Origin of the sequence: Limosilactobacillus viscerum, assembly GCF_947387525.1 — a bacterium.
Lineage (GTDB): Bacteria > Bacillota > Bacilli > Lactobacillales > Lactobacillaceae > Limosilactobacillus > Limosilactobacillus viscerum.
Map to the genome: position 1 here is coordinate 98,799 of NZ_CANDNW010000002.1, position 20,916 is coordinate 119,714.

Sequence of the window (20,916 nt, forward strand, 5' to 3'; positions counted from 1 at the left end):
GAGAAAAGATAATGGAATTAGCAAAATTCAAGGCTAAGGCCTGGGCCTGGCCACTCGTTATTGGATTAATTCTGTGGTTCTGTGGCCCAGTTCGGCCAGACGGTGTTTCCCTCGCCGCTTGGCACATGTTTGCCATTTTTGTAGCCACGATTGTTGGATGTATCACGCAACCCCTACCGATTGCCGGGACAACCCTAGTTGGGTTCACGGTAATGGTCCTAGTGGGTCTGTCACCAATGAAGCAAGCACTGACGGCGTTCAGTAACTCCTCTGCTTGGTTGATTGCGATGGCCTTCATGCTTTCCCGGGGCTTCATTAAGACCGGCTTGGGGCGGCGGATCGCCCTGGTCTTCGTCCGTAACTTCGGTCACCGGAGCTTAGGGTTGGCTTACTCAATCATGGGGATCGACCTGGTTACTTCTCCAGCGATCCCAAGTAACACCGCCCGTGCCGGTGGGGTTGTTTACCCAATCGTTAAGTCACTGGCGGAAACTTACGGGTCAGACCCGAAGAAGGGAACCCGGAAAAAGATTGGTTCTTTCTTAGTCTTCTCCGAATTCCACAGTAACTTGATCACGTCCGCAACCTTCATGACTGCCATGGCGCCAAACCTGGTTATCGTGGCCTTGGCTAAGACGCTCCACATTAACATTACCTGGTTGGGCTGGTTCGTTGCCGGTGTCTTGCCAAGTGTAATCTGTCTGATTGCGACGCCGTACATCATCTACAAGATGTACCCACCGGAAATCAAGGAAACGCCAAACGCCAAGGAATGGGCTGACAAGGAATTGAAGGACATGGGTTCAATGAAGCTGTCTGAAAAGCTGATGGGCCTGATCTTCATCCTGACGCTGATTTTGTGGATGTTAACGAGTTTTGTTCCGGCAATTGACGCAACCTTTGTGGCCTTCTTGGCAATCGCCCTTCTGTTGATTACGGGTGTGCTGGAAACCAAGGATATCCTAAAGGAAACCGGTGCTTGGAACGTGTTGATTTGGTTATCCGTACTGGTTTACATGGCTAACCAACTGTCTGAATTAGGCTTTATCAAGTGGTTCTCTGGCTCCATTGGTTCCGCATTGCACGGTATCAGTTGGGTCTGGGTAATGGTTGTCCTGATGGTCGTTTACTTCTACGCGCACTACTTCTTTGCTAGTGCAACGGCCCACGTTACTGCTATGTATGCAGCATTCGTTTCAGTTGCCATTGCTGCCGGGGCACCGGCGATGTTAGCCGCAATGCTGTTGGCCTTCACGTCGGCATTCATGAGTTCAACGACTCACTACGCCAACGGGCCAGCTTCCGTTCTGTCATCTTCAGGTTACGTTACCCAATCCGAATGGTGGAAGATGAACTTCGTAATGGGGATTTTCTACCTCTTAGTTTACGGAATTATCGGTTCACTATGGATGAAGATGATCGGCCTTTGGTAAGATGTATTAACTTAAATAAGCTGTTTGCTACTGAATGAAATTAATTTATTAGGTTGTTTTCCAGTAGTAATTAAAAAACGTGGCTGGGAAAAACCTCTTTAGTTTTTCACCAGCCACGTTGGCGTTTAAATGTTTTAATTTGATCCTGGCGCCGCTTAAATTCCAAACGCTTCGGTAATCCGCAGGGCAACCGATTCGGTCAGGATCATGTCTGTAAAGAGCTGACCTTCAAGTGCGCCCATGGCCGCTTGAAATTTGGACTTACGCTGGACAATTGCCACCCGCCGGGGAACCTGTTCGATGGTTGGCAAGGCGATTGACAGGGTTTTATCGTTTTCTGGGGCGACCAGGAAGTGTCCATTGATATCGAAGGGCCGGCCAAATGCCATCCCGGCAATCTGCCGGAGGTCGACGCCGGGAAAAATCTCCTGGATATGGTCATGCCAGGCGGGGATACTGTTGATTGACTGGAGCGTCCCCAAACCGCAGACGATTAGGTCCATCCGCTTGGCCGCGGCAAACGCAGCCGTGAAGGCGGGCTCGTGGTACAGGGTCTGCCGGGCTTGGTCATTTAAGACGTATAAGGGTCCCGGGATCGTCCGGTAGGGGACGTCGTATCTGGCGGCGGCCTTTTGGACCATCCGCATCGAGGCGGCCGACGAGTGGTACTTCATGTTTTCGCCCATGAACTGGGTGAAGGTTAACTTACTAGCGGTCTGCTTGTTAAAGTGGTCGAGCATGGTGTAGATCGTTTCTCCCCAGGTGAGGCCAACGACTTGGCAGTTGCTGATTAGCGACTGCACCTGGTTAGCGGCGAAGGTTGCGATAATTTCGTCCCGGTCTAAGGGGTTACTAGGGTCCTTGATGACAAACAGGTTTTTAATCTTAAATTGTTGTTTTAAAGCCTGTTCGAGCTTGGCATTCCGGTCGTAGTTAGTATGGATGTTAATGCTGACCACTCCGGAAGCAAGGGCCTCATCAAGGTATTTCATAATGAGGTAGCGACTGAGGTGGTACTTCTTGGAGATATCACTGATCGCCATTTTGCTGAGGTAGTAGTCCTGAGCGAGGTCCGCCAATAATTGGGTATGTTCTGCATCCATGAAATGTTCACCTACTTTTCGGTTATTTATTCTCGATTATAGCATTTTCTACTAGTTACAATTTTAAATATTTAAAAATTACCGCGTTTATTTGCAATATTTAAAAAATATTGTAAGATGGTAGTAGTGATTGGAGGATGGATAAATGGAGGATGAAGAATTACTGTCACTGCATGCTAAGCACCGTGGTGTGTTGGCAATTTCACCCGAATTTGCGGTTCACAATAAGAAGGAACTAGGGGAAGCCTACACGCCAGGCGTGGCCGTCATCTCTAAGCTGATCGAACGTTACCCCGAATTAAAGGATAAGTACACGATGAGCGGGAAACTGGTAGCCCTGGTTACTGATGGCTCAGCGGTCCTGGGTCTTGGTAACATTGGCCCGGCCGGTGGCTTGCCAATTGTTGAAGGGAAGGCCCTTTTATACAAGGACCTGTCCGGTGTTAACGCCATCCCGTTAACGGTGGAGCAAGTTTCCCCCGATGAAGTGGTTACAACTTTAAAGAACATGCAGGAATCCTTTGCCGGTTTCCACCTCGAAGATATTGCAGCACCCCGTTGCTTTGAAATTGAGGAAAAGTTGGCTAAGGAAGTCAATATCCCGGTTTACCATGATGACCAAGAAGGGACGGCGATCGTGGTCCTGGCTGGCTTGATTAACGCGGCTAAGGTGGCTGGTAAGCAGTTGACCGACTTAAAAGTGGTCATCAATGGTGTTGGTGCCTCTGGTGTTGCCACCGCCCGCTTACTCTTTGCCGCTGGTATCAAGAACATTACCTTCGTTGACATTAACGGCCCGGTACACGCTGACAGTAAGGAATATAACCACTATCAAACCGACCTGGTTAAGCAAAGCAGCGATCAAACTGCCTATGCAAACCTCGACGAAGCAGTTAGTGGTCGGGACGTCTTCATCGGCCTTTCCGACGCGGATGTCTTAAGCGCTGACCAGGTCAAGATGATGGCTGATAATCCAATCATCTTCGCTTTGGCCAACCCGAAGCCCGAGATTGACCCTCAAGTGGCGCATGCGGCGGGGGTTAAGATCATGGCTACCGGTTCGAGCCAGTACCCGAACCAGGTTAACAATATCTTAGTCTTCCCAGGCCTTTACAAGGGCCTTTTGGCGACCGACCTGAACAAGGTGGATTTTGGCCTGGAAACGGCGATTGCCAAGGGAATCGCCAGCTTAGTCCCTGAACCAACGGCTGCCCGCTTCGTCCCCGGCGTCTTTGACGAGGGTGTGGTGGATACCGTTGCCCAAGCGGTTAAGGACTACGCGGCAAGTAAGTAATTAAAAACGAGGAGGGGCGTTGATGGAAGTTCGTGAGATCAACATCAATATCAAACGCAATTTTAACAAGTGGCGAAAGTTCCTGGAGAAAACTGGAATTACCGAGTTTTCACCTAAGGAGACCAGCCAGGTGGAACGGACCTTCGTCTGGGAGGACGATGGTGAAATCATGGCCACTGGTTCAATCGCCGGCAACGTCTTGAAGTACATTGCGGTGTGCTCAAGGGTTAAGGGGCATGGTGAAACTTTCAACCAGCTGGTCAGTAAGTTAGTCAACGAAGCCGCCACGATGGGACGTTTCCACCTCTTTGTCTTTACCAAACCTCAGTATGTACAAAGTTTTGGCTATGTTGGCTTCCACGTTTTGGCCCAGGTAGCCGATGGCGCAATCTTAGAAGCCGGTACCCCAGATGTTCACGACTACATCAAGGGCCTCCCCCACTTTAGTGACCAGGCTAACAGCCGGATTGCTGGGATTGTGATGAACGCTAACCCCTTTACCAACGGTCACCGCTACTTAGTTGAACGGGCAAGCGAGGAAAACGACCACGTTTACGTTTTCGTAGTTAGTCAGGAAGTATCCCTCTTTACCTTTGCCGAACGCTTTCAGCTGGTTAAAGGCGGGTGTCGTGACCTGGCCAACGTCACGGTGGTGCCGGGTGATAACTACATGGTTTCCTACGCGACCTTCCCGGCCTACTTCTTAAAGGATAACCAAGACGTTGCCCGTTTTCAGGCGGCCCTTGATGCCCAACTGTTTAAGCAACAGGTCGCCCAGCCGCTCCACATTACCCGGCGGTACGTGGGGAGCGAGCCATTTTCAAAAACAACTGATATTTACAACGAAGAATTAACTAGGGTTCTACCACCTGATGTTGAGGTTAAGATCGTTGACCGCGCCAGTAACGCGGCTGATGACGTGATTTCGGCAACGAAGGTACGAGCAGCGATTGCTAATGATGAATTAGCGGTGGTGCAAAATTACGTTCCACAAACGACGCTCTCATTTATTCAAGATAACTGGTCTGATCTCAGAGCACGCATTAAGGAAGGAAGTTTAGAATAATGGATATTAAGAAGACTGCATTAGCAGGAACTCTGGAATCATCCGATATCCAAATTACCTTGAGCAAGGGTAGTAATGGCATCGATATCGACCTTGATTCTTCAGTTGACGAACTTTATGGCGACCAAATCCGCAAGGTGATCACTGACACTTTGGCTGCCTACGGAATTGACAATGCCGAAGTTAAGGCTGTTGACAAGGGTGCCTTGGACTGTGTTGTAAAGGCACGGACCATGGCTGCTGCACAACGCGCCCTGGAAACTACGGATCAACCAGACTGGGAGGTATTTTAATAATGGAAGAACGTTTACGTCGGACCATGATGTTTGTTCCGGGTAACAACGCCGGAATGGTTAAGGATGCTGGTATCTACGGTGCTGACTCCATTATGTTTGACCTGGAAGACTCTGTTTCCATGTCAGAAAAGGATGCCGCACGGATGCTGGTTTACGAAGCTTTACAAACCCAAGACTACGGTGACTCTGAATTAGTTGTCCGGGTCAACGGGATTGACACGCCATACTTCAAGAACGATGTTTATGCCATGGTTAAGGCCGGCATTGAAGTTGTTCGTTTGCCGAAGGTTGAATCTGCTCAGATGATGCTCGACTTAGTGAAGGTCGTTGAAGAAGCAGAAAAGAAGTTTGGCCGTGAACCCGGTTCTACCCACGTAATGGCCGCAATTGAAAGTGCTAAGGGGGTTTTGAATGCCCCTGAAATCGCCGCAAGTACTGACCGGATGATTGGTTTAGCCCTCTCTGCCGAAGACTACACTACTGACATGAAGACTCACCGTTACCCAGATGGTGCTGAACTTGAATTTGCCCGTAACATGATCCTTCATGCTGCTCGTGCCGCTGGGATTGCGGCCTTCGATACTGTCTTTACCAACATGAATGACGTTGAAGGCTTCCAACGGGAAACTGAACACATCCACGAACTTGGCTTTGATGGTAAGTCACTGGTTAACCCACGGCAAATTGACTGGGTTAACAAGGTTTACGAGCCAACCAAGAAGGAAATTGAAAACGCCTTGGACGTTGAAGCAGCGATCGAAGAAGCACACCAAAAGGGTTCTGGTGTTATTTCCATGAATGGTCAAATGGTTGACCGCCCAGTTGTATTGCGTGCACAACGGGTAATCCGCTTAGCCAAGGCTTCCAACCTGATTAATGAGGAGGGTGAATACATTGAAAAATAATGTCGGTCGTGAAATCTCAGACGAAATTTTAAACTCAACTAACTACAAGCCATTCGAAACTACTGAAATCGGCCACCCAACTGTTCACTACACGGGCCACGATGTCCGGGTTACTAAGGGTGACGATAAGCTGGTTGACTCCTTGGACCAAGTAATTAAGGACAACCTGAAGGACGGTATGACCATCTCCTTCCACCACCACTTCCGTAACGGGGACTATGTCTTCAACATGGTGATGGACAAGATCATCAAGATGGGTTACAAGGACTTAACCTTGGCCCCATCTTCTCTGACTGGGGTTATGAACGATAAGGTTATCGAAGCTATCAAGGCCGGAACCATTACCAACATCACCAGTTCTGGGATGCGGGGCAGCCTGGGTGAAGCCGTATCACACGGTTTATTGAAGAACCCGGTAATCTTCCGTTCCCACGGTAACCGTGCTCGTTCCATCGAAAACGGCAACATTAAGATTGATGTGGCCTTCCTGGGTGTACCAAACGCCGACCGGATGGGGAACGCCAACGGGATGGAAGGTGAATCCGCCCTTGGTTCCCTCGGCTATGCCCTGGTTGATGCCCAATACGCCAACAAGGTGGTTCTGCTGACTGATACCATTGTTGACTACCCGAACACGCCAGCTTCCATTAAGCAGACCCAAGTCGATTACGTGGTTAAGGTTGACAAGGTCGGTGACCCCGACCGGATCGGTAGTGGTGCAACCCGGTTTACCAAGGATCCAAAGGAATTGAAGATTGCTAAGATGGTTAACGACGTTATTGTTAATTCACCATACTTCAAGAATAACTTCTCCTTCCAGACTGGTACTGGTGGTGCTTCACTGGCCGTTACCCGTTTCCTGCGTCAATCCATGTTAGATAACGACATCAAGGCTTCCTTCACTTGTGGTGGGACGACTTCACCAATCGTTAAGCTCCTTGAAGAAGGCCTGGTTAAGAAGGTCATGGATGTGCAAGACTTTGATAAGGGTGCCGCTTCCAGCATGAAGTCCAACCCTGGCCAAACCGAAATCGACGGTTCATGGTACGCTGACCCTGATAACAAGGGTGCCATGGTGGACCAATTAGACATCGCCATCCTGTCCGCTTTGGAAATCGACACGGACTTCAACGTTAACGTTTTGACTGGTTCCAACGGTGTGATCCGTGGTGCCGTTGGTGGTCATCAAGATGCTGGTACTGCTAAGATGACGATTATTTCTGCACCACTGACCCGTGGCCGGATTGCAACGGTTGTTCCAGCCGTTAACTCCATCACGACGCCAGGTTCATCCATCGATGTCCTGGTTACTGAAGTTGGGGTTGCTGTTAACCCAGCCCGCAAGGACCTGATTGAAGCCTTCAAGAAGGCCCCAAGCATTCCGCTGGTTTCAATTGACGAACTGCAAAAGCGGGCCGAAGGGATCGTTGGTAAGCCAAAGCCGATTGAATACACCGACCGGACCGTGGCCCTCGTTGAATACCGTGACGGTACCCTGATCGACGAAGTAAAGCAAATTAAGGACTAGTTCGTCGTTAAACACATAATGCAAATAAAAAGTGGGCGGAGCGTTTTGACTTCGCCCATTTTTATACATACACTATTCGTATAGTAAAAATAAAAGGAGTCCATGATGAAGAATATTTTTGCAACGGGGGAACCCCAAGACATTCCAGCGGTACTGGCAAATAAGGACCACCGGGCGGCCGTCCAACGGAAGTTAGTTGCGGACTACCCGACAATGACGGTGGTGGCTGCTAAACTCAATATTCCCGGCCCAATTAAGAATAACCAAGCGATTACCCGCTTCTTCGTTATGGAACTCCAACGACTAGAAAAGCAGTGGCTGGCTGCGGGAGTACTCTTTTACCAGAAGGGCCAGTGGCTTGATGCCGGGACCGGCCCGGAACGTTTTTACCTGGTTAAAGCACCTGCAACAACTGTTAAGGGGCAGACGAGTGAATTTGAGGAGGCTACCCCAAGCCACCGCCTCTTTGACCTAGACGTACTAGTAAAGCGGGATGGACAGGTGCAGCCACTGTCGCGGACTGAGTCTGGCCAACCGGCTCGCCGCTGCTTCGTCTGTGGTCGACCTGCCAAGGAGTGTGGTCGTTCTCGCCGGCACTCCGTTGAAGAACTGCAGACGGCCGTCAATAAGCTGATTGTTAGTGCGTTAGCAAGTGAGCAACGGGCCGAGGTTAGTGACCGCCTGGTTCAATTTGCCCAGCGAGCATTACTCTACGAGATGATGGCCTGGCCTAAACCTGGCCTAGTTGACCCGGTCGAGCATGGTGCCCATCCAGACATGGATGCCTTTACCTTTGTTAACAGTTCTCTATCACTGCACCGCTACCTAAAGCAGTCTGCCGACCTGGGCCTGCAGGCTACTAGTGATGACTACCCGGTAATGTTTGCGGAGCTCCGCGAGTTTGGCAAGGTGGCCGAACGTGAGATGTTTGTAGCAACGAAGGGCGTTAACACGCATAAGGGGGCCGTATTTTCACTCGGCATCTTGGTAATGGCGGTAGCCGATAGCTGGCGGCGCTTAGGCCACGTTGCGTTAAATGATGTCCAGAAAGTAGTAAAGAAGATGCTGGCGGACCTGGTTAAAGATGATATGGGGAAGTTGCCGGCACAGGATGAACAGACGGCGGGGGAAAAGCAGTATAAAAAGTACGGCTTGACCGGCATCCGTGGTGAAGCCCAGGCCGGATACCCAACTGTTTTTGACTACGGCCTGCCGGCAATGTCCGCAACGAAAGGCAACCGGAATAACCGGATTGTCCAGACCATGTTGACACTTGCTCGTTACACCGAAGACTCAACCCTGGTTAAGCGGGCGGGTAACCCGTCAATCTTGAAGTGGAAAGATAAGCAGGTTGACGAATGTCTAGCTGCCGGGGGAATTACCACGGCTGCGGGACGGGCAGCATTAAATAAACTTGAGCAAGAATTCTCTAAACGGCACTTGAGCCTTGGTGGGACAGCTGATTTAGTAATTGTGACGGTCTTCTTAACGCTCGTAAAGGAGGAGTTGGCAGATGGACTTTCGGACTAGTGATGGGGTCGAATTAAACTACCAGGTTGAGGGCAGCGGTGAACCGGTTGTCCTAATTCATGGCTTCGGTGGTTACCAGCAAATTTGGTGCTTACAAGTACCTGAACTGGTTAAGCAGGGTTACCAGGTAATTACTTATGACCAACGGAACCACGGTGCGTCGGGCCACACTACGGGGTTGGGTTCTCTTGACCACTTGATTGCAGACCTTCACGAATTATTAGTCGGTTTAAAAATTGAACGGCCTTTTTTAATTGGTCATTCGATGGGGGCGGCGGAAATTTATGGCTTCATTAAACAGTATCCCGACTTTCCTCTCCGGGGAGCAATTGCAGTTGATCAGTCGCCCAAGATGCTGAACACGCCCCGTTGGCACTATGGCTACATGGATATTACCCGGGCCTCTTACCGGCTAAAACTTAAGCAGCATGGAAACGTCCGTGAGACCTTAAACGGGGTTCCTAAGAAGGTGCTTGACCATTTGGCACCGGTGAAGGAAATGTTTCCTTTTGTCCGTGCTGATAACCTGCCCTTGTTGTATGACCATGCCAAAAAGGACTGGCGGTCGGCAATTGAGGGGGCCCAGGTACCACTTTTGCTAGTAACCGCCAACCAGAGTCCTTACTTTGATGGTGCCTTTGCTGACGTGATGGCCCAGGCAAATCCCAACTATGTTCGTCACGCGGCAGTTGACCAAACGGGACATGTAGTGATGGCTGAACAGGCCGCAAAGTTTAATGAAGTTATGGATCAATTTTTAGTTGAGCATTAACGCGGGACTGGGAAGAGAACTTAATCTCTTTCCAGTCTCTTTTTTCTAGCCTCTTTATGTAAGCGCTTTTATAATAAGGGTAGGGACAAAAAGAGGAGGTTTTTCGGATGGTTAACAAGGAATTTTCGGTCGAACCGCAGTTTATCACAGTAAAAAATAGTCAAGGTATGAATTCCAAAAAGGTTACGGGCACAATGATGACGATTGCGGGGACCACCCTGCAATACCAGCAGGATGCAGGAGGCGCAAATATTAGTGTGCAATCAACGGTTCCCGTTAGCGTAATCAAGCTACGGTGGGGTTACCAGTTTAACCCACGAGCACAGTTTCTTGCGGATGAAGTTGAGCGTGGCTATGGCAACATGGGCTGGCAAAAGTTAACGCCAAACCGGATTATGCCGTGGTACTTTATGGTAAACCTTGGTCAACGGACCACCGGCTTTGGGGTAATGACGCAAGCAAATGCCTTTTGCTTTTGGCAGGCCGACCCTGCCGGTATTACGCTGATTATGGATGTCCGTAATGGTGGTAACGGGGTTGAGCTCGGTGATCGCAAGCTGAAATTAGCAACGATCGTCAGTCGTTCTTATGAGGGTGAAAGCTCGTTTGCGGCCACCAAAGAGTTTTGCCGGGTTATGAGCCCCCACCCGGTACTTCCGGCAGAACCGGTATATGGGAGCAATAACTGGTACTATGCATACGGAAAGAGTTCTGCTAGTGAGATCAGTAGCGATACCGACTATCTGGTCGGCTTGACCACCGGAATTAAAAACCGGCCGTTCATGGTTATTGATGATGGCTGGCAGGTTGACCACGTTATTGACGGCTATAATGGTGGCCCATGGCGTGCGGGAAATGAAGCATTTCCGGACATGGAAGCTTTAGCAAAGACAATTACTGACAAGGGCGCCAAGCCAGGCATTTGGTTCCGTCCGTTGCTTGACCACCGTGAATTGATTCCCGATGAATGGCGGAACCCAATTAATGGTGCACTAGATCCCACAGTTCCCGCGGTTTTGGACCAGGTTAAGGGGGATGTTGACCAGCTGTGCAAGTGGGGCTACCGCTTAATCAAGCATGACTTTACCACCTTTGATCTTTTCGGCCGCTGGGGATTTCAGATGCGGCCATTTGTCAGCCGGGATGGTTGGAACTTTGCGGACCATTCACTGACAAATGCTGAAGTGGTTAAAAAGCTGTACCGGGCAATCTTTGAAGCCGCCAAGCCTTACCATACTTTAATTTTAGGATGTAATACAGTGGGCCACCTTGGAACTGGCTTAATGCAACTAGCCCGGGTTGGCGACGATACTAGCGGTAAAGAATGGGAGCGGACCCGGCAGATGGGGATCAACTCCTTAGCATTTCGTTTACCGCAGGACGGGACCTTCTTTAGCATCGATGCTGACTGTGTAGGTATTACGGACCAGATTGACTGGTACTACAACCGTCAGTGGGCACAAGTTGTAGCTGAATCCGGGACAGTCCTGTTTATTTCCGCTATTCCGGGGTTGATGGGAGAGGAGCAACAAAAGCAGTTGCATAAGTTAATGAAGGTTGCGGCTGAGCAAAAGGAGCACTTTGTCCCGACTGACTGGCAGTTAATTGATTACCCGGCTAACTGGTCTGACGGGCAAGTTGACCGCCACTATGACTGGTATGAACCAGCTGGTCTTTCCTTTAGCAATGATACGCCGCGTTCAATTCCGTTTTACTCGGTTGCCCATTAAACGAAGCTTGTTCGTAAGATTCAAAACGAAAGGAGCTGTGACAAAACTAAATTTTGCCACAGCCCTTGTTTTTTAGCTCCGAATATTACAGAGATATCGCGTGACCCAACCTCAGGTCCTTAGTGTCTAGCTACGGACAATCGCTAGCCCGTTCCGTGCTAACGATCGTCCTATGCTAGCCATACAGGCCCTAACCAGGGTTGTGTCACAGCTTCCCTTTCGTGAAATGTTGCAACCAAGTTTATTGAATAAACTGAACTTGTTCGCTAATCTTCTTAATTTGTTCTTCTTTCCGCTTGTTGAATTCGGCCTTCTTAGCGTCAAAGAAGTTATCACCATTAGTATCAATCGTAACAACCAGTGGGCCAAAGTCCTTTACCTTACATACCCAGAGAGTTTCAGGCATCCCCAGGTCAGTCCATTGGGCGTCGACAATCTTTTCCACGTGCTTGGCAGCGTAAACAGCGTTCCCAGCAGGGTAGACTAATTGCAGGGCCTTGTCATTCTTGCAAGCCCGGGCCGTACCAGCACCCATGCTACCCTTACCGATGATCAGACGAACACCGGTCTTGTGGACAAACTCTTCTTCAAACATTTCCATCCGCATACTAGTGGTTGGACCAACGGCAACCATCTTGTACTTATTGTCTGGCAAGTACTTAATGATTGGACCAGCGTGCAGGATTGCCTTGTCCTTAATATCAACCGGGAGTTTTAATCCTTCCTTAACAACCCGCCGGTGGGCATCGTCACGAGCGGTAACCATGGTCCCAGTCAGGTAAACAATATCACCGATCCGGATGTCCTTAATGTCGTCAGCGGAAATTGGTGTCGTTAAATGATATGTCTTCATTTTATAATTCAACTCCCTTGTTCATTGGTAATTCGTAGTTCAGGTTTTCGTCTAACTTAATCAAGCCCCGCCGGTGAGACCAGCAACCGGTTGAAACACCAACACCGATAACTGATGGGTGCCGGGCAGTATTGATGATGTTAACGCCCATGACGGACTTCTTGCCACCAAATCCTTGTGGGCCAAGGCCAATGGCATTGATCCCGTCTTCTAGCAGGTGTTCCATCTTGGCGGCTCGCTTGTTAGGGTTGTAAGAATCAACCCGCCGGAGAAGGGCCAGCTTGGAGTTCATTGCGGCAGTTTCAACAGAGGTGGCGATTCCGACACCAACTAATAGTGGTGGGCAGGCATTAACCCCGTAAGTCGTCATCCGGTCCATTACGAAACGGGTAACCCCTTCGTAACCTTCACCAGGCATTAAGACCTTAGCAACACCGGGCAGCGTACAACCACCACCGGCCATGTATGGGTAAATTTCAATGTCTGAGCTGTGTGGTACTAGCTGGGTGAAAATCCCCGGAATACCATCACCAATGTTGATGTTGGTGTTGTATTCATCAAAGGTTTGAACCGCGTTGGTCCGCAATGGGGCAATCTTGGTAGCACGGTAAGTGGCGTCAACCAAGATTTCGTTCAATTCATCGATTACTGGGAACTTAGTACCAACCTTGACGAAGAACTGTAGGGTCCCCGTATCTTGACAGCTTGGAACATCAGCTTCAGCGGCCAGCCGTTGGTTTTCCATCATGGTGTCGTAAACTAGCTTTTGCAGTGGGTCAACTTCAATCTTTGAAAATTCAACTAACTTCTTTGAAACATCATCTGGTAAGCGGTGGCTGAAAATGTCCAGGTACTTAACCAGTAGGTCACGCAATTCGGCACCCTTTTTACTGAGAGTGGGTTCGGTGTAGGTGTACTTCATGATAATTCCCTCCTTGATTACACCTCTAAGTATGTGATCTTTGTCACGAATCTGCTATGACTTAGTTACGTAATTTAATGCGTGCTAAGTAATGGCAACGCTTTCTAGTTCCCCTGTTTGGAGGTGCAGAAGGGAATAATAAAAGACCAGCTAGGTTGCCGTTGTTGCAAGCTTGCTGGTCGTTTACTTCTTTTAATAAGGGAATTAGTGTTAAAAAATTGGTAGGTTAATTCTTATCATTAAGGAGTTCTTTTAATTCTTTCTTCAATAGGTGGTAACGGAGGCCGTCTTCCTTATAGGAGCAGCCAACGCATTCCTGAGCCGGTGGGATGTTGGCACTAGCCTGGGTAAGCAGGTGACCAAGACGTTCCCGTACCGCCTGCTGCTGGTCCGGCGGAAGTTGCTGCTGGAAAGTTTGGTCAACCTTCCTTAGCTGTGGCGAAAACTTGCCTTGGTAGTCAGATGGCGTGATACCAAAGTGCTTTTTAAAGGCCTGGTTGAACGATTTAATCTCGTTAAACCCGTTATTAAGGGCAATATCGCCAATTTTAAGTTCGGAATTATTAAGGTCACTAAGGGCGTGCTGAAGACGCTCACGAGTAAGGTATTCGTAAAAGCCAATACCGAAGTGCTGTTTAAAGATCTTTGAAAAGTAAGTCTTTGAGTAGCCGTACTTTTGCGCCAGGCCCCCTAAACTCAATGCGTTCTGGTAGTCCTTTTGGATGTCACTAGCAACCTGGGTCAGTTGGTCATTTTGCTGGTCAGCAGGTATTTGGTCGCAACCACTAGCGATAAAGAAGTGTTCGTAAAGGAGGGAGGCCAACCGGAAAGTGGCACTATTCTTACTAAATTCACTATCAGAAAGGTAATAGCTAGCGATCGCCCGCCGTAAGTCAGGGTATAAGGGGTGGTTGTGGAGCAGGGCACTATTGAGGCTGAATTGCCCGTTGGCGAGGCTGGCCCCTTGCTCCTGGAAAAAGCGCGGTGCAATATGGGTCCGGATAGCAAGCGTATTTGGCGTTGAAGCCAACGTTGCGTGTCCTTGGTTGGCGTTAATGAGCAACAGGTCATTCGGCCCTAGTGCGTACTGGTAGCCATCGACGTTAGCAATAACTCGTCCCCGGATCACCATTAACAGCTCGATTGCGGGGTGCCAATTATAATGGTAATTTCCGATTGCGTAGACGAGCTGGTCGAAATAAGTTGAAATTGCTTTATTAAGTGTCACGGTCGTTGCCTCCTTTTTACCTATTATAATGCGCGGTTAATTAATTTTCCTTTTCATTTACTTCGATTTTAGCGTAAGATTATTGTTGTAAAGGGGATGAAGACGATGAACACGCGGGATCTTCAGTATTTCGTCGCTTTAGTTAAATATAAAAATTATACCCAGGTGGCCAAGCTCTTTAATGTTTCCCAACCAACCATTACCCAGTCAATCCAGCGGCTGGAGCGGGAGTTTAATACGCGGTTGATTCGGAAAAACAAGGTACATCGTGATGAGATGGTCACCCGTAGCGGGATGATGCTCTTTGAAAACGCCCAGCTGATCAATAAGAAGATTGAGCTTGCCCACCAAGAAATTAACCGGGCGAACCAACGCCAAATCCGCTTTGGCCTGCCGCCGATTATTGGTAAGGTCTATATTTCAAAGATTATTCAGAATACCTCTGATGACCTGCTCCAACGGCTGCGCATTTCCTCAGCTGGTTCACATGAACTTTTGCATGAATTGCAAGATGGCAAGATTGACATTGCTGTCCTGGGATCAAATAACCTGCTTAACCAGCCGGGAATTTATGCCGAGCTGATTACTACCCGGCCGTTTAAAATTATTGCCAGCGCTAAACACCCCCTTGCAAAGCGCAAATCCGTTTCCTTTAAGGAGTTAGGCAATGAACGGTTCATTAACTTTGACCAGCAATATGTTCACCATGCTGCCTTTCAGGAGTACTGTACATATGCTGGTATTAAGCCGGCAACCACTGTTTACCAGGTGCCAAACATTTCCTGGGTAAAGGAGCTGGTTCGGCAAAACCAGGGAATCAGTTTAATGGTTAAGGATGCGCTCCGGAATGAACCAGGAATCGTGTCGATTGATATTAACGACCCAATTCCCGAAAAATTCACCATTTCGGTTGCAATCCGGGAGGGCTATGTCCTCAGTCCGGAAGAAGAGCACTTTATCAGCATCCTAAAGGAGATCAAGTGATTTACTTAGCAAAGTTGACAGGGGACGTATAATGGAAATTGTGAATTAAAAGATACGATTTAAGCAAACGGAGGATCAGATAGCTATGAGCAAGGAAGACGAGTTGCTGTCAGATAAATTTCAGCCAACACCCCATTTGTCAACGAAACACCACATGGCCATTCCGTGGCACGACTTTTTCACTAATGATAACTTTACGCCAGCAAGTGAAGCCAACCTAGTTGAACGGGCCGCCATCGTTGGCCGGATCGGTTTGATGATGTTATCTTACGGGACCGGGGCATGGCGAGTCCGGGACTCGATGAACATCGTTGCCCGCAAATTAAAAATGACCTGCTCGGTTGATATCGGGCTAGTCTCACTAGAATATACTTGCATGGATGCACACCACAGTTACACCCAGGCGCTGTCTTTGCCGACAACGGGGGTTAACACGACGAAGCTATCCCACATGGAGCAATTTATCCGGGACTTTGATGCCCATGGTGATGAGATGACGATTGGGGATATCCACGCACGCCTTGAAAATATTGCCCATTCAAAGGGAAATTACGCACCATGGCAAGTTGCCTTGGCGGCAGCACTCGCATGCAGCGCCTTCGTGTTTTTACTTGGTGGTGGCCCCGTTGAAATGGTTTGCAGTTTCATCGGTGCCGGCCTTGGTAACTTTGTTCGGCGGAAGATGGGTGACCGGCACATTACGATGTTTGCTGGAATCGGGATGGCGGTTGCGGTTGCCTGCCTGAGTTACCTGTTGTCATTAACCGTTTTACAGATGGTCTTTGATGTTAGTTCCCGGCATGAAGCGGGATACATTGGGGCGATGCTATTTGTGATCCCCGGCTTCCCATTTATTACCAGTGGCCTGGACCTTTCCAAACTGGATATGCGGTCGGGGCTCGAACGGTTAGCCTATGCGGCCATTATTGTGGTGGTTGCCACTGTTGTTGGCTGGGTGGTGGCAATGGCAGTTAACCTGCGGCCAGAAAACTTCCCGCACTTAGCCTTGACGCCGCTGGTCTATATGCTATTGCGTTTACCGGCAAGTTTTTGTGGGGTCTTTGGCTTCTCAATTATGTTTAACAGTACGCCCAAGATGGCGGCACTGGCCGGCTTAATTGGGGCGGTAGCTAACACCACCCGCCTAGAGCTGGTTGATCTGACTAATATGCCAGCGAGTGCGGCCGCCTTTGTTGGCGCAATGATTGCCGGTCTACTAGCCTGGGTAGCGAAAAAGAACGTCCGGTATCCACAGATTTCAATTACGGTCCCATCAATCGTGATTATGGTTCCTGGATTGTATATGTACCGGGCAATGTACAATATTGGTTTGACCTCTATTAGTGTCGGTGCCCTCTGGTTGACAAAGGCACTGATGATCGTTATTTTCCTGCCATTAGGGTTAATTACCGCGCGGATTCTTACCGATCCAAAGTGGCGGCATAATGGATGATAGTAGGTGGTAGTTTTTGATTATTGAATATCCACCGGCATTGTTGGATGAAGTCCGCACCCGGACTGCTGGCCGGCAGTTAGCTGGCTTTACTCCGGGCCAAGGACCGTTGAACCCAGACCTGATGCTGGTTGGCGAAGCGCCGGGGCGTCATGAAGAAAAGGTCAATATCCCTTTTTCTGGCGCGTCAGGGCAGGAGCTAATCAAGTTTTTAAATTCAATTGGGTATTCCCGGGAAAATACTTACATTACAAGTGTGGTTCGGCAGCGACCGTATTCGGTTAAACGGGTCCGGGACAAGAAAACGGGAAAGCTGGTTGAAAAAACACCTAACCGGACACCAACCAAAAAGGAAGTTTTGGCTTTTGCGCCGTTATTTGACTGGGAGCTAGCGACTATTAGGCCGAAGATAATCGTGCCACTGGGAAATACGGCCCTGCAACGGTTACTGGGCCCGCACGCAAATATTGGTAAACTTCATGGACAAAGGTTAGAACAACCGATTCAACAGGTAACACCTGACCACCAGGGTTACCAGTGGAGTAGTAAAAAGTACATTCTTGTTCCAATGTATCATCCAGCCGCTGTCCTGTATGCGCGGCGGTTAATGCCGGTTGTTCAGGACGACTGGAAAAAGCTGGGACAAGTTATTAAGAAAATTAGGTAGGGAGTGGCGAAAGGAGCTGTGACACAACCCCGGTTAGGGCCTGTATGGCTAGCATAGGACGATCGTTAGCACGGAACGGGCTAGCGATTGTCCGTAGCTAGACATTAAGGTCCTGGGTTGTGGCACGCGATATCTCTATAATATTCGGAGCTAAAAAACAGGGGACTGTGGCAAAATTTAGTTTTGTCACAGTCTCTTCTATCCCGCTCCTTTTTAGTATTCAGAAAAGGGAGGTAAAAAATTGGAAGTTAATCAGCGTAAAACATTAGTGACGGGGGCACTGCTCCTCTCTAATATTATGGCGGGGATGGATGCAACAATTGTCAACACTGCCTTGCCAGCAATTACAAGTGACTTGCACGGACTGCAATACATGGGTTGGATTGTTGCGACCTTCCTGTTGGGGATGGCTGTTGCTACGCCGCTTTGGAGTAAGATGGGTGAGCATAAGGGAAATAAGCGAGCCTATATTACGGCCACGACGCTTTTCCTGATAGGAGCGATTTTTCAAGGACTAGCCCCGAATATTATTTGGTTTATCGTAGCACGAACCGTGATGGGGATTGGTGCCGGTGGGATGAACACCATTCCATTCATTGTTTATGCTGAACTGTACCAGAATCTTCGGAAGCGTGCTGAAGTATTGGGAATTTCAAGTGCGTGCTTCGGTACCGCATCCATTATCGGACCATTGCTCGGTGGGTGGATTGTTGATGCTTTAAGCTGGCACTGGGTATTTTACGTAAACGTGCCGATCGCACTGATTGCAATTGTACTCGTGGCAATCTTTTACCAGAGCCCCAAGAAGCAGGCGGCTGGGAAACCAGTTGATTACCTGGGAGCAACCCTTTTGGTAGCTAGTCTGGTAATTATCCTGGTAGCGGTCCAGATGATCGGCAGTGCTGCTGGTTGGTTAGTCGCTTTGTTAGCAGTCGTTGGTTTCGCACTTCTTGCATGGATGGTTAAGGTTGACAGCAACGCCGCCGACCCAATCATTCCGAGTCGTTTGTTTAAAAATCGTGAATTAGTAATTGATTTCTTACTCTTTGTGATTATCTGGGGATCATTCATTGCCTTTGTCACCTATATCCCAATGTGGGCACAGGGGCTGCTTGGTCTCAGTGCCCTTCTCGGGGGGATGACCCAGATCCCTGGAGCCGTGACTAACTTTATTGGTTCGGAACTGGTGCCATTCCTTCAAGACCGGTGGGGCAAGTACTGGATAGTTACCACCGGTGCGGCAGCAATCTTTATTGCCTTTATCGGTATCCTGGTTTGTGGCCAGGGTGCACCGTTCTGGGTTCTTCTGTTAATGGGGGCCTTTGAAGGATTCGGCGTGGGTCTTGTCTTTAACATCTTACAGATTAGTGTACAAACTGATGCTGAACTTCGTGATGTGCCGATTGCAACCTCACTAGGCTACCTGTTGCGGATCCTTAGCCAGACGATCATGGCAGCCGTATACGGGGTGATCCTCAACCAGGAACTGTTCAAGGGAGTTAAGTTGTCACATGGCGACATTACCATGCGGATGCTTAACAAATTATCTAATGCCGAAACTGCCAACCAGTTGCCGGCACGGTTAATTCCTGAAATGCGCCGGATCTTGTATACCGGTTATCGTGACATCGTAATCGCTGCTATAATCTTGATTGTAATTTCGTTAATTATTGTGGTGCCGCTATCATTTCGGCATCGACCCCAAGTAAAACAAAAGGGATATGACTCTGACCGCTAGCTTTGAAGCGGGAGAGGGATATCCCTTTTTATTATTCACTTGGGTGTTCTTCGTGCCACCGTTTAATTTGCTCAATCCGGGCCTTGAACCGCGATTCACGCCCCTGATCAGTTGGCTGGTAGAATTTTTCACCAGCGATTTCGGGTGGGATAGTGGTCATGTTTGTTAGCTTATCCTTTTGGTCGTGAGCGTACTGGTAGCCTTTCCCATAACCGAGGTCAGCCATCAGCTTGGTTGGGGCGTTGCGGATTTGAAGTGGGACTGGCAGGTTCCCGGTCTTTTTAATTACCTTCTTGGCACGCTGGCGAGCGGTGTAGACTGCGTTTGACTTCGGCGCACAAGCAAGGTAAATCACACATTCTGTTAGGTGGACGTCGCATTCGGGCATCCCCAGAAACTGACAGGCTTGAAAAGTGTTGATTGCCACATTCAGTGCGTTGGTATCTGCTAATCCAATGTCTTCGCTAGCAAAGCGGACAAGGCGACGGGCAATGTAGAGCGGATCTTCGCCACCATCCAGCATCCGCGAACACCAATAAATCGCGGCATCGACATCACTATTACGCATTGATTTGTGGAGTGCCGAAATAATATTGTAGTGTTCCTCGTCGTGCTTGTCGTAACGGAGGGACTTGGTATTGATCAACTGGTTAAGGTTACTCTCAGTGATGGCAACTTTCTTTCCTGCCCGTTCACCATTAAGAACGGCCATCTCCAAAGTGTTTAGAGCCACCCGCGCGTCACCGTTAGCAGACTGAGCAATTAGGTGAATTGCGGCCGGCTGGCACTGAACATCCAGGTTAGGAAAACCATTCGGGTGGTGCAGTGCCCGCGTAATGACTTCCTCCAGGTTAGCGGTGGTTAAGGACTTCAAGACGAAGACCTTACACCGGCTGAGGAGGGCGGAATTGATTTCAAAGGACGGGTTCTCGGTAGTGGCGCCAATCAGGATGATACTTCCCCGTTCGACAAAGGGGAGGAAGGCATCTTGCTGGGCCTTGTTAAAACGGTGAATTTCGTCGATAAAGCAGATAGTCCGTTCGCCATATTCCCGGTTTTGTTCCGCTTCCTGCATAATTTTACGGATATCCTTGATACTAGCGGTAACGGCAGAAAAGGTAACGAAGTGGGCCTTGGTTTGCCGGGCAATGATCTCCGCTAACGTTGTCTTTCCGACACCGGGTGGCCCCCAAAAGATTAGCGATGAGAGCTGGTCATTTTCGATTAACTCACGGAGTACCCGGTGGGACCCAATCAAGTGCTGCTGACCAACGAATTCGTCCAGGGTCGTTGGCCGAACCCGGTTAGCGAGCGGTGTTGCCTGGGGGTTGCCCTGGGCAAATAGTGATTCTTGATGCATTGTACGCACTTCCTTTACCCCATTCTAAATTAAATCTTAATAAAATTGAACAGG

18 protein-coding genes are annotated in these 20,916 nt (G+C 49.1%); 13 read left to right on the forward strand and 5 right to left on the reverse strand.

Translation table 11 applies throughout. The features are described 5' to 3' along the window. The first annotated feature begins 11 nt into the window (after nucleotides 1-11). The gene (locus QOS07_RS01185; protein ID WP_283587189.1) at nucleotides 12-1,433 is read left to right on the forward strand and encodes a DASS family sodium-coupled anion symporter; all 1,422 of its coding nucleotides are present in this window, start codon (nucleotides 12-14) and stop codon (nucleotides 1,431-1,433) included. Nucleotides 1,434-1,588: 155 nt separating this feature from the next. Here the strand turns inward: QOS07_RS01185 and QOS07_RS01190 are convergent, their stop codons facing one another. Next, the gene (locus QOS07_RS01190; RefSeq protein ID WP_283587190.1) at nucleotides 1,589-2,536 is read right to left on the reverse strand and encodes a sugar-binding transcriptional regulator; all 948 of its coding nucleotides are present in this window, start codon (nucleotides 2,534-2,536) and stop codon (nucleotides 1,589-1,591) included. Nucleotides 2,537-2,681: 145 nt separating this feature from the next. On the opposite strand from QOS07_RS01190, the gene QOS07_RS01195 reads away from it, so the two are divergent. From QOS07_RS01195 to QOS07_RS01230, 8 genes are all read left to right on the forward strand, one after another. Then, entirely contained in the window at nucleotides 2,682-3,830 is a 1,149-nt protein-coding gene (locus QOS07_RS01195) for an NAD(P)-dependent malic enzyme (RefSeq protein ID WP_283587191.1), read from the forward strand. A gap of 22 nt (nucleotides 3,831-3,852) precedes the next feature. Continuing rightward, nucleotides 3,853-4,896, forward strand: coding sequence for a [citrate (pro-3S)-lyase] ligase (gene citC / locus QOS07_RS01200; RefSeq protein WP_283587192.1), 1,044 nt, complete (start codon nucleotides 3,853-3,855; stop codon nucleotides 4,894-4,896). Beyond that, nucleotides 4,896-5,189, forward strand: coding sequence for a citrate lyase acyl carrier protein (citD, locus tag QOS07_RS01205; RefSeq protein ID WP_283587193.1), 294 nt, complete (start codon nucleotides 4,896-4,898; stop codon nucleotides 5,187-5,189). Before citC ends, citD begins: the two co-directional genes overlap by 1 nt. A 2-nt stretch (nucleotides 5,190-5,191) precedes the next feature. Then, a complete protein-coding gene (citE, locus tag QOS07_RS01210; RefSeq protein WP_003713714.1) occupies nucleotides 5,192-6,097 on the forward strand; it encodes a citrate (pro-3S)-lyase subunit beta in 906 nt (301 codons plus the stop codon). Then, nucleotides 6,087-7,625 (forward strand): citrate lyase subunit alpha, encoded by a 1,539-nt coding sequence (gene citF / locus QOS07_RS01215; RefSeq protein ID WP_283587194.1) that lies wholly within the window; start codon nucleotides 6,087-6,089, stop codon nucleotides 7,623-7,625. Before citE ends, citF begins: the two co-directional genes overlap by 11 nt. Before the next feature lie 105 nt (nucleotides 7,626-7,730). After that, nucleotides 7,731-9,155, forward strand: a complete 1,425-nt coding sequence (citG, locus tag QOS07_RS01220; RefSeq protein WP_283587238.1) for a triphosphoribosyl-dephospho-CoA synthase CitG — start codon at nucleotides 7,731-7,733, stop codon at nucleotides 9,153-9,155. Then, nucleotides 9,139-9,927 (forward strand): alpha/beta fold hydrolase, encoded by a 789-nt coding sequence (locus tag QOS07_RS01225; protein ID WP_283587195.1) that lies wholly within the window; start codon nucleotides 9,139-9,141, stop codon nucleotides 9,925-9,927. Before citG ends, QOS07_RS01225 begins: the two co-directional genes overlap by 17 nt. Before the next feature lie 107 nt (nucleotides 9,928-10,034). Further along, nucleotides 10,035-11,657, forward strand: coding sequence for an alpha-amylase family protein (locus QOS07_RS01230; RefSeq protein WP_283587196.1), 1,623 nt, complete (start codon nucleotides 10,035-10,037; stop codon nucleotides 11,655-11,657). 241 nt (nucleotides 11,658-11,898) lie between these two features. On the opposite strand, the gene ttdB is transcribed toward QOS07_RS01230, so the two are convergent. The 3 genes from ttdB to QOS07_RS01245 all read right to left on the reverse strand — a co-directional run bounded on the left by ttdB (nucleotide 11,899) and on the right by QOS07_RS01245 (nucleotide 14,660). Then, on the reverse strand, nucleotides 11,899-12,510 hold the full coding sequence (gene ttdB, locus QOS07_RS01235) for a L(+)-tartrate dehydratase subunit beta (protein WP_283587197.1): 612 nt from the start codon (nucleotides 12,508-12,510) through the stop codon (nucleotides 11,899-11,901). A gap of 1 nt (nucleotide 12,511) precedes the next feature. Further along, nucleotides 12,512-13,432 (reverse strand): L(+)-tartrate dehydratase subunit alpha, encoded by a 921-nt coding sequence (gene ttdA, locus QOS07_RS01240; RefSeq protein WP_283587198.1) that lies wholly within the window; start codon nucleotides 13,430-13,432, stop codon nucleotides 12,512-12,514. Between the two features lie 226 nt (nucleotides 13,433-13,658). Further along, entirely contained in the window at nucleotides 13,659-14,660 is a 1,002-nt protein-coding gene (locus QOS07_RS01245) for a helix-turn-helix transcriptional regulator (RefSeq protein ID WP_283587199.1), read from the reverse strand. A 105-nt stretch (nucleotides 14,661-14,765) separates the two neighbouring features. Between QOS07_RS01245 and QOS07_RS01250 the strand changes: the two genes are divergently transcribed. From QOS07_RS01250 to QOS07_RS01265, 4 genes are all read left to right on the forward strand, one after another. Beyond that, a complete protein-coding gene (locus QOS07_RS01250) occupies nucleotides 14,766-15,644 on the forward strand; it encodes a LysR substrate-binding domain-containing protein (protein WP_283587200.1) in 879 nt (292 codons plus the stop codon). Nucleotides 15,645-15,729: 85 nt separating this feature from the next. Continuing rightward, nucleotides 15,730-17,097 (forward strand): threonine/serine exporter family protein, encoded by a 1,368-nt coding sequence (locus QOS07_RS01255; protein ID WP_283587201.1) that lies wholly within the window; start codon nucleotides 15,730-15,732, stop codon nucleotides 17,095-17,097. Nucleotides 17,098-17,113: 16 nt separating this feature from the next. Continuing rightward, nucleotides 17,114-17,764: a uracil-DNA glycosylase gene (locus QOS07_RS01260; RefSeq protein WP_283587202.1), complete on the forward strand. Its 651-nt coding sequence runs from the start codon at nucleotides 17,114-17,116 to the stop codon at nucleotides 17,762-17,764. A gap of 241 nt (nucleotides 17,765-18,005) precedes the next feature. Continuing rightward, on the forward strand, nucleotides 18,006-19,502 hold the full coding sequence (locus QOS07_RS01265) for an MFS transporter (RefSeq protein WP_283587203.1): 1,497 nt from the start codon (nucleotides 18,006-18,008) through the stop codon (nucleotides 19,500-19,502). A 31-nt stretch (nucleotides 19,503-19,533) separates the two neighbouring features. Here the strand turns inward: QOS07_RS01265 and QOS07_RS01270 are convergent, their stop codons facing one another. Continuing rightward, nucleotides 19,534-20,862 carry a replication-associated recombination protein A gene (locus QOS07_RS01270; RefSeq protein WP_283587204.1) on the reverse strand — a complete coding sequence of 443 codons (1,329 nt, stop codon included), beginning with the start codon at nucleotides 20,860-20,862 and terminating at the stop codon, nucleotides 19,534-19,536. Nucleotides 20,863-20,916: the final 54 nt, after the last annotated feature.

Bases quoted from the DNA above. Each gene is read 5' to 3' on its own strand.
- citC (WP_283587192.1), top strand. From the start codon at position 3,853: ATGGAAGTTCGTGAGATCAACATCAATATCAAACGCAATTTTAACAAG.
- citG (WP_283587238.1), top strand. From the start codon at position 7,731: ATGAAGAATATTTTTGCAACGGGGGAACCCCAAGACATTCCAGCGGTA.
- QOS07_RS01270 (WP_283587204.1), bottom strand. From the start codon at position 20,862: ATGCATCAAGAATCACTATTTGCCCAGGGCAACCCCCAGGCAACACCG.
- ttdA (WP_283587198.1), bottom strand. From the start codon at position 13,432: ATGAAGTACACCTACACCGAACCCACTCTCAGTAAAAAGGGTGCCGAA.
- QOS07_RS01225 (WP_283587195.1), top strand. From the start codon at position 9,139: ATGGACTTTCGGACTAGTGATGGGGTCGAATTAAACTACCAGGTTGAG.
- ttdB (WP_283587197.1), bottom strand. From the start codon at position 12,510: ATGAAGACATATCATTTAACGACACCAATTTCCGCTGACGACATTAAG.
- QOS07_RS01255 (WP_283587201.1), top strand. From the start codon at position 15,730: ATGAGCAAGGAAGACGAGTTGCTGTCAGATAAATTTCAGCCAACACCC.
- citE (WP_003713714.1), top strand. From the start codon at position 5,192: ATGGAAGAACGTTTACGTCGGACCATGATGTTTGTTCCGGGTAACAAC.
- QOS07_RS01250 (WP_283587200.1), top strand. From the start codon at position 14,766: ATGAACACGCGGGATCTTCAGTATTTCGTCGCTTTAGTTAAATATAAA.
- citD (WP_283587193.1), top strand. From the start codon at position 4,896: ATGGATATTAAGAAGACTGCATTAGCAGGAACTCTGGAATCATCCGAT.
- QOS07_RS01230 (WP_283587196.1), top strand. From the start codon at position 10,035: ATGGTTAACAAGGAATTTTCGGTCGAACCGCAGTTTATCACAGTAAAA.
- QOS07_RS01190 (WP_283587190.1), bottom strand. From the start codon at position 2,536: ATGGATGCAGAACATACCCAATTATTGGCGGACCTCGCTCAGGACTAC.
- QOS07_RS01195 (WP_283587191.1), top strand. From the start codon at position 2,682: ATGGAGGATGAAGAATTACTGTCACTGCATGCTAAGCACCGTGGTGTG.
- QOS07_RS01185 (WP_283587189.1), top strand. From the start codon at position 12: ATGGAATTAGCAAAATTCAAGGCTAAGGCCTGGGCCTGGCCACTCGTT.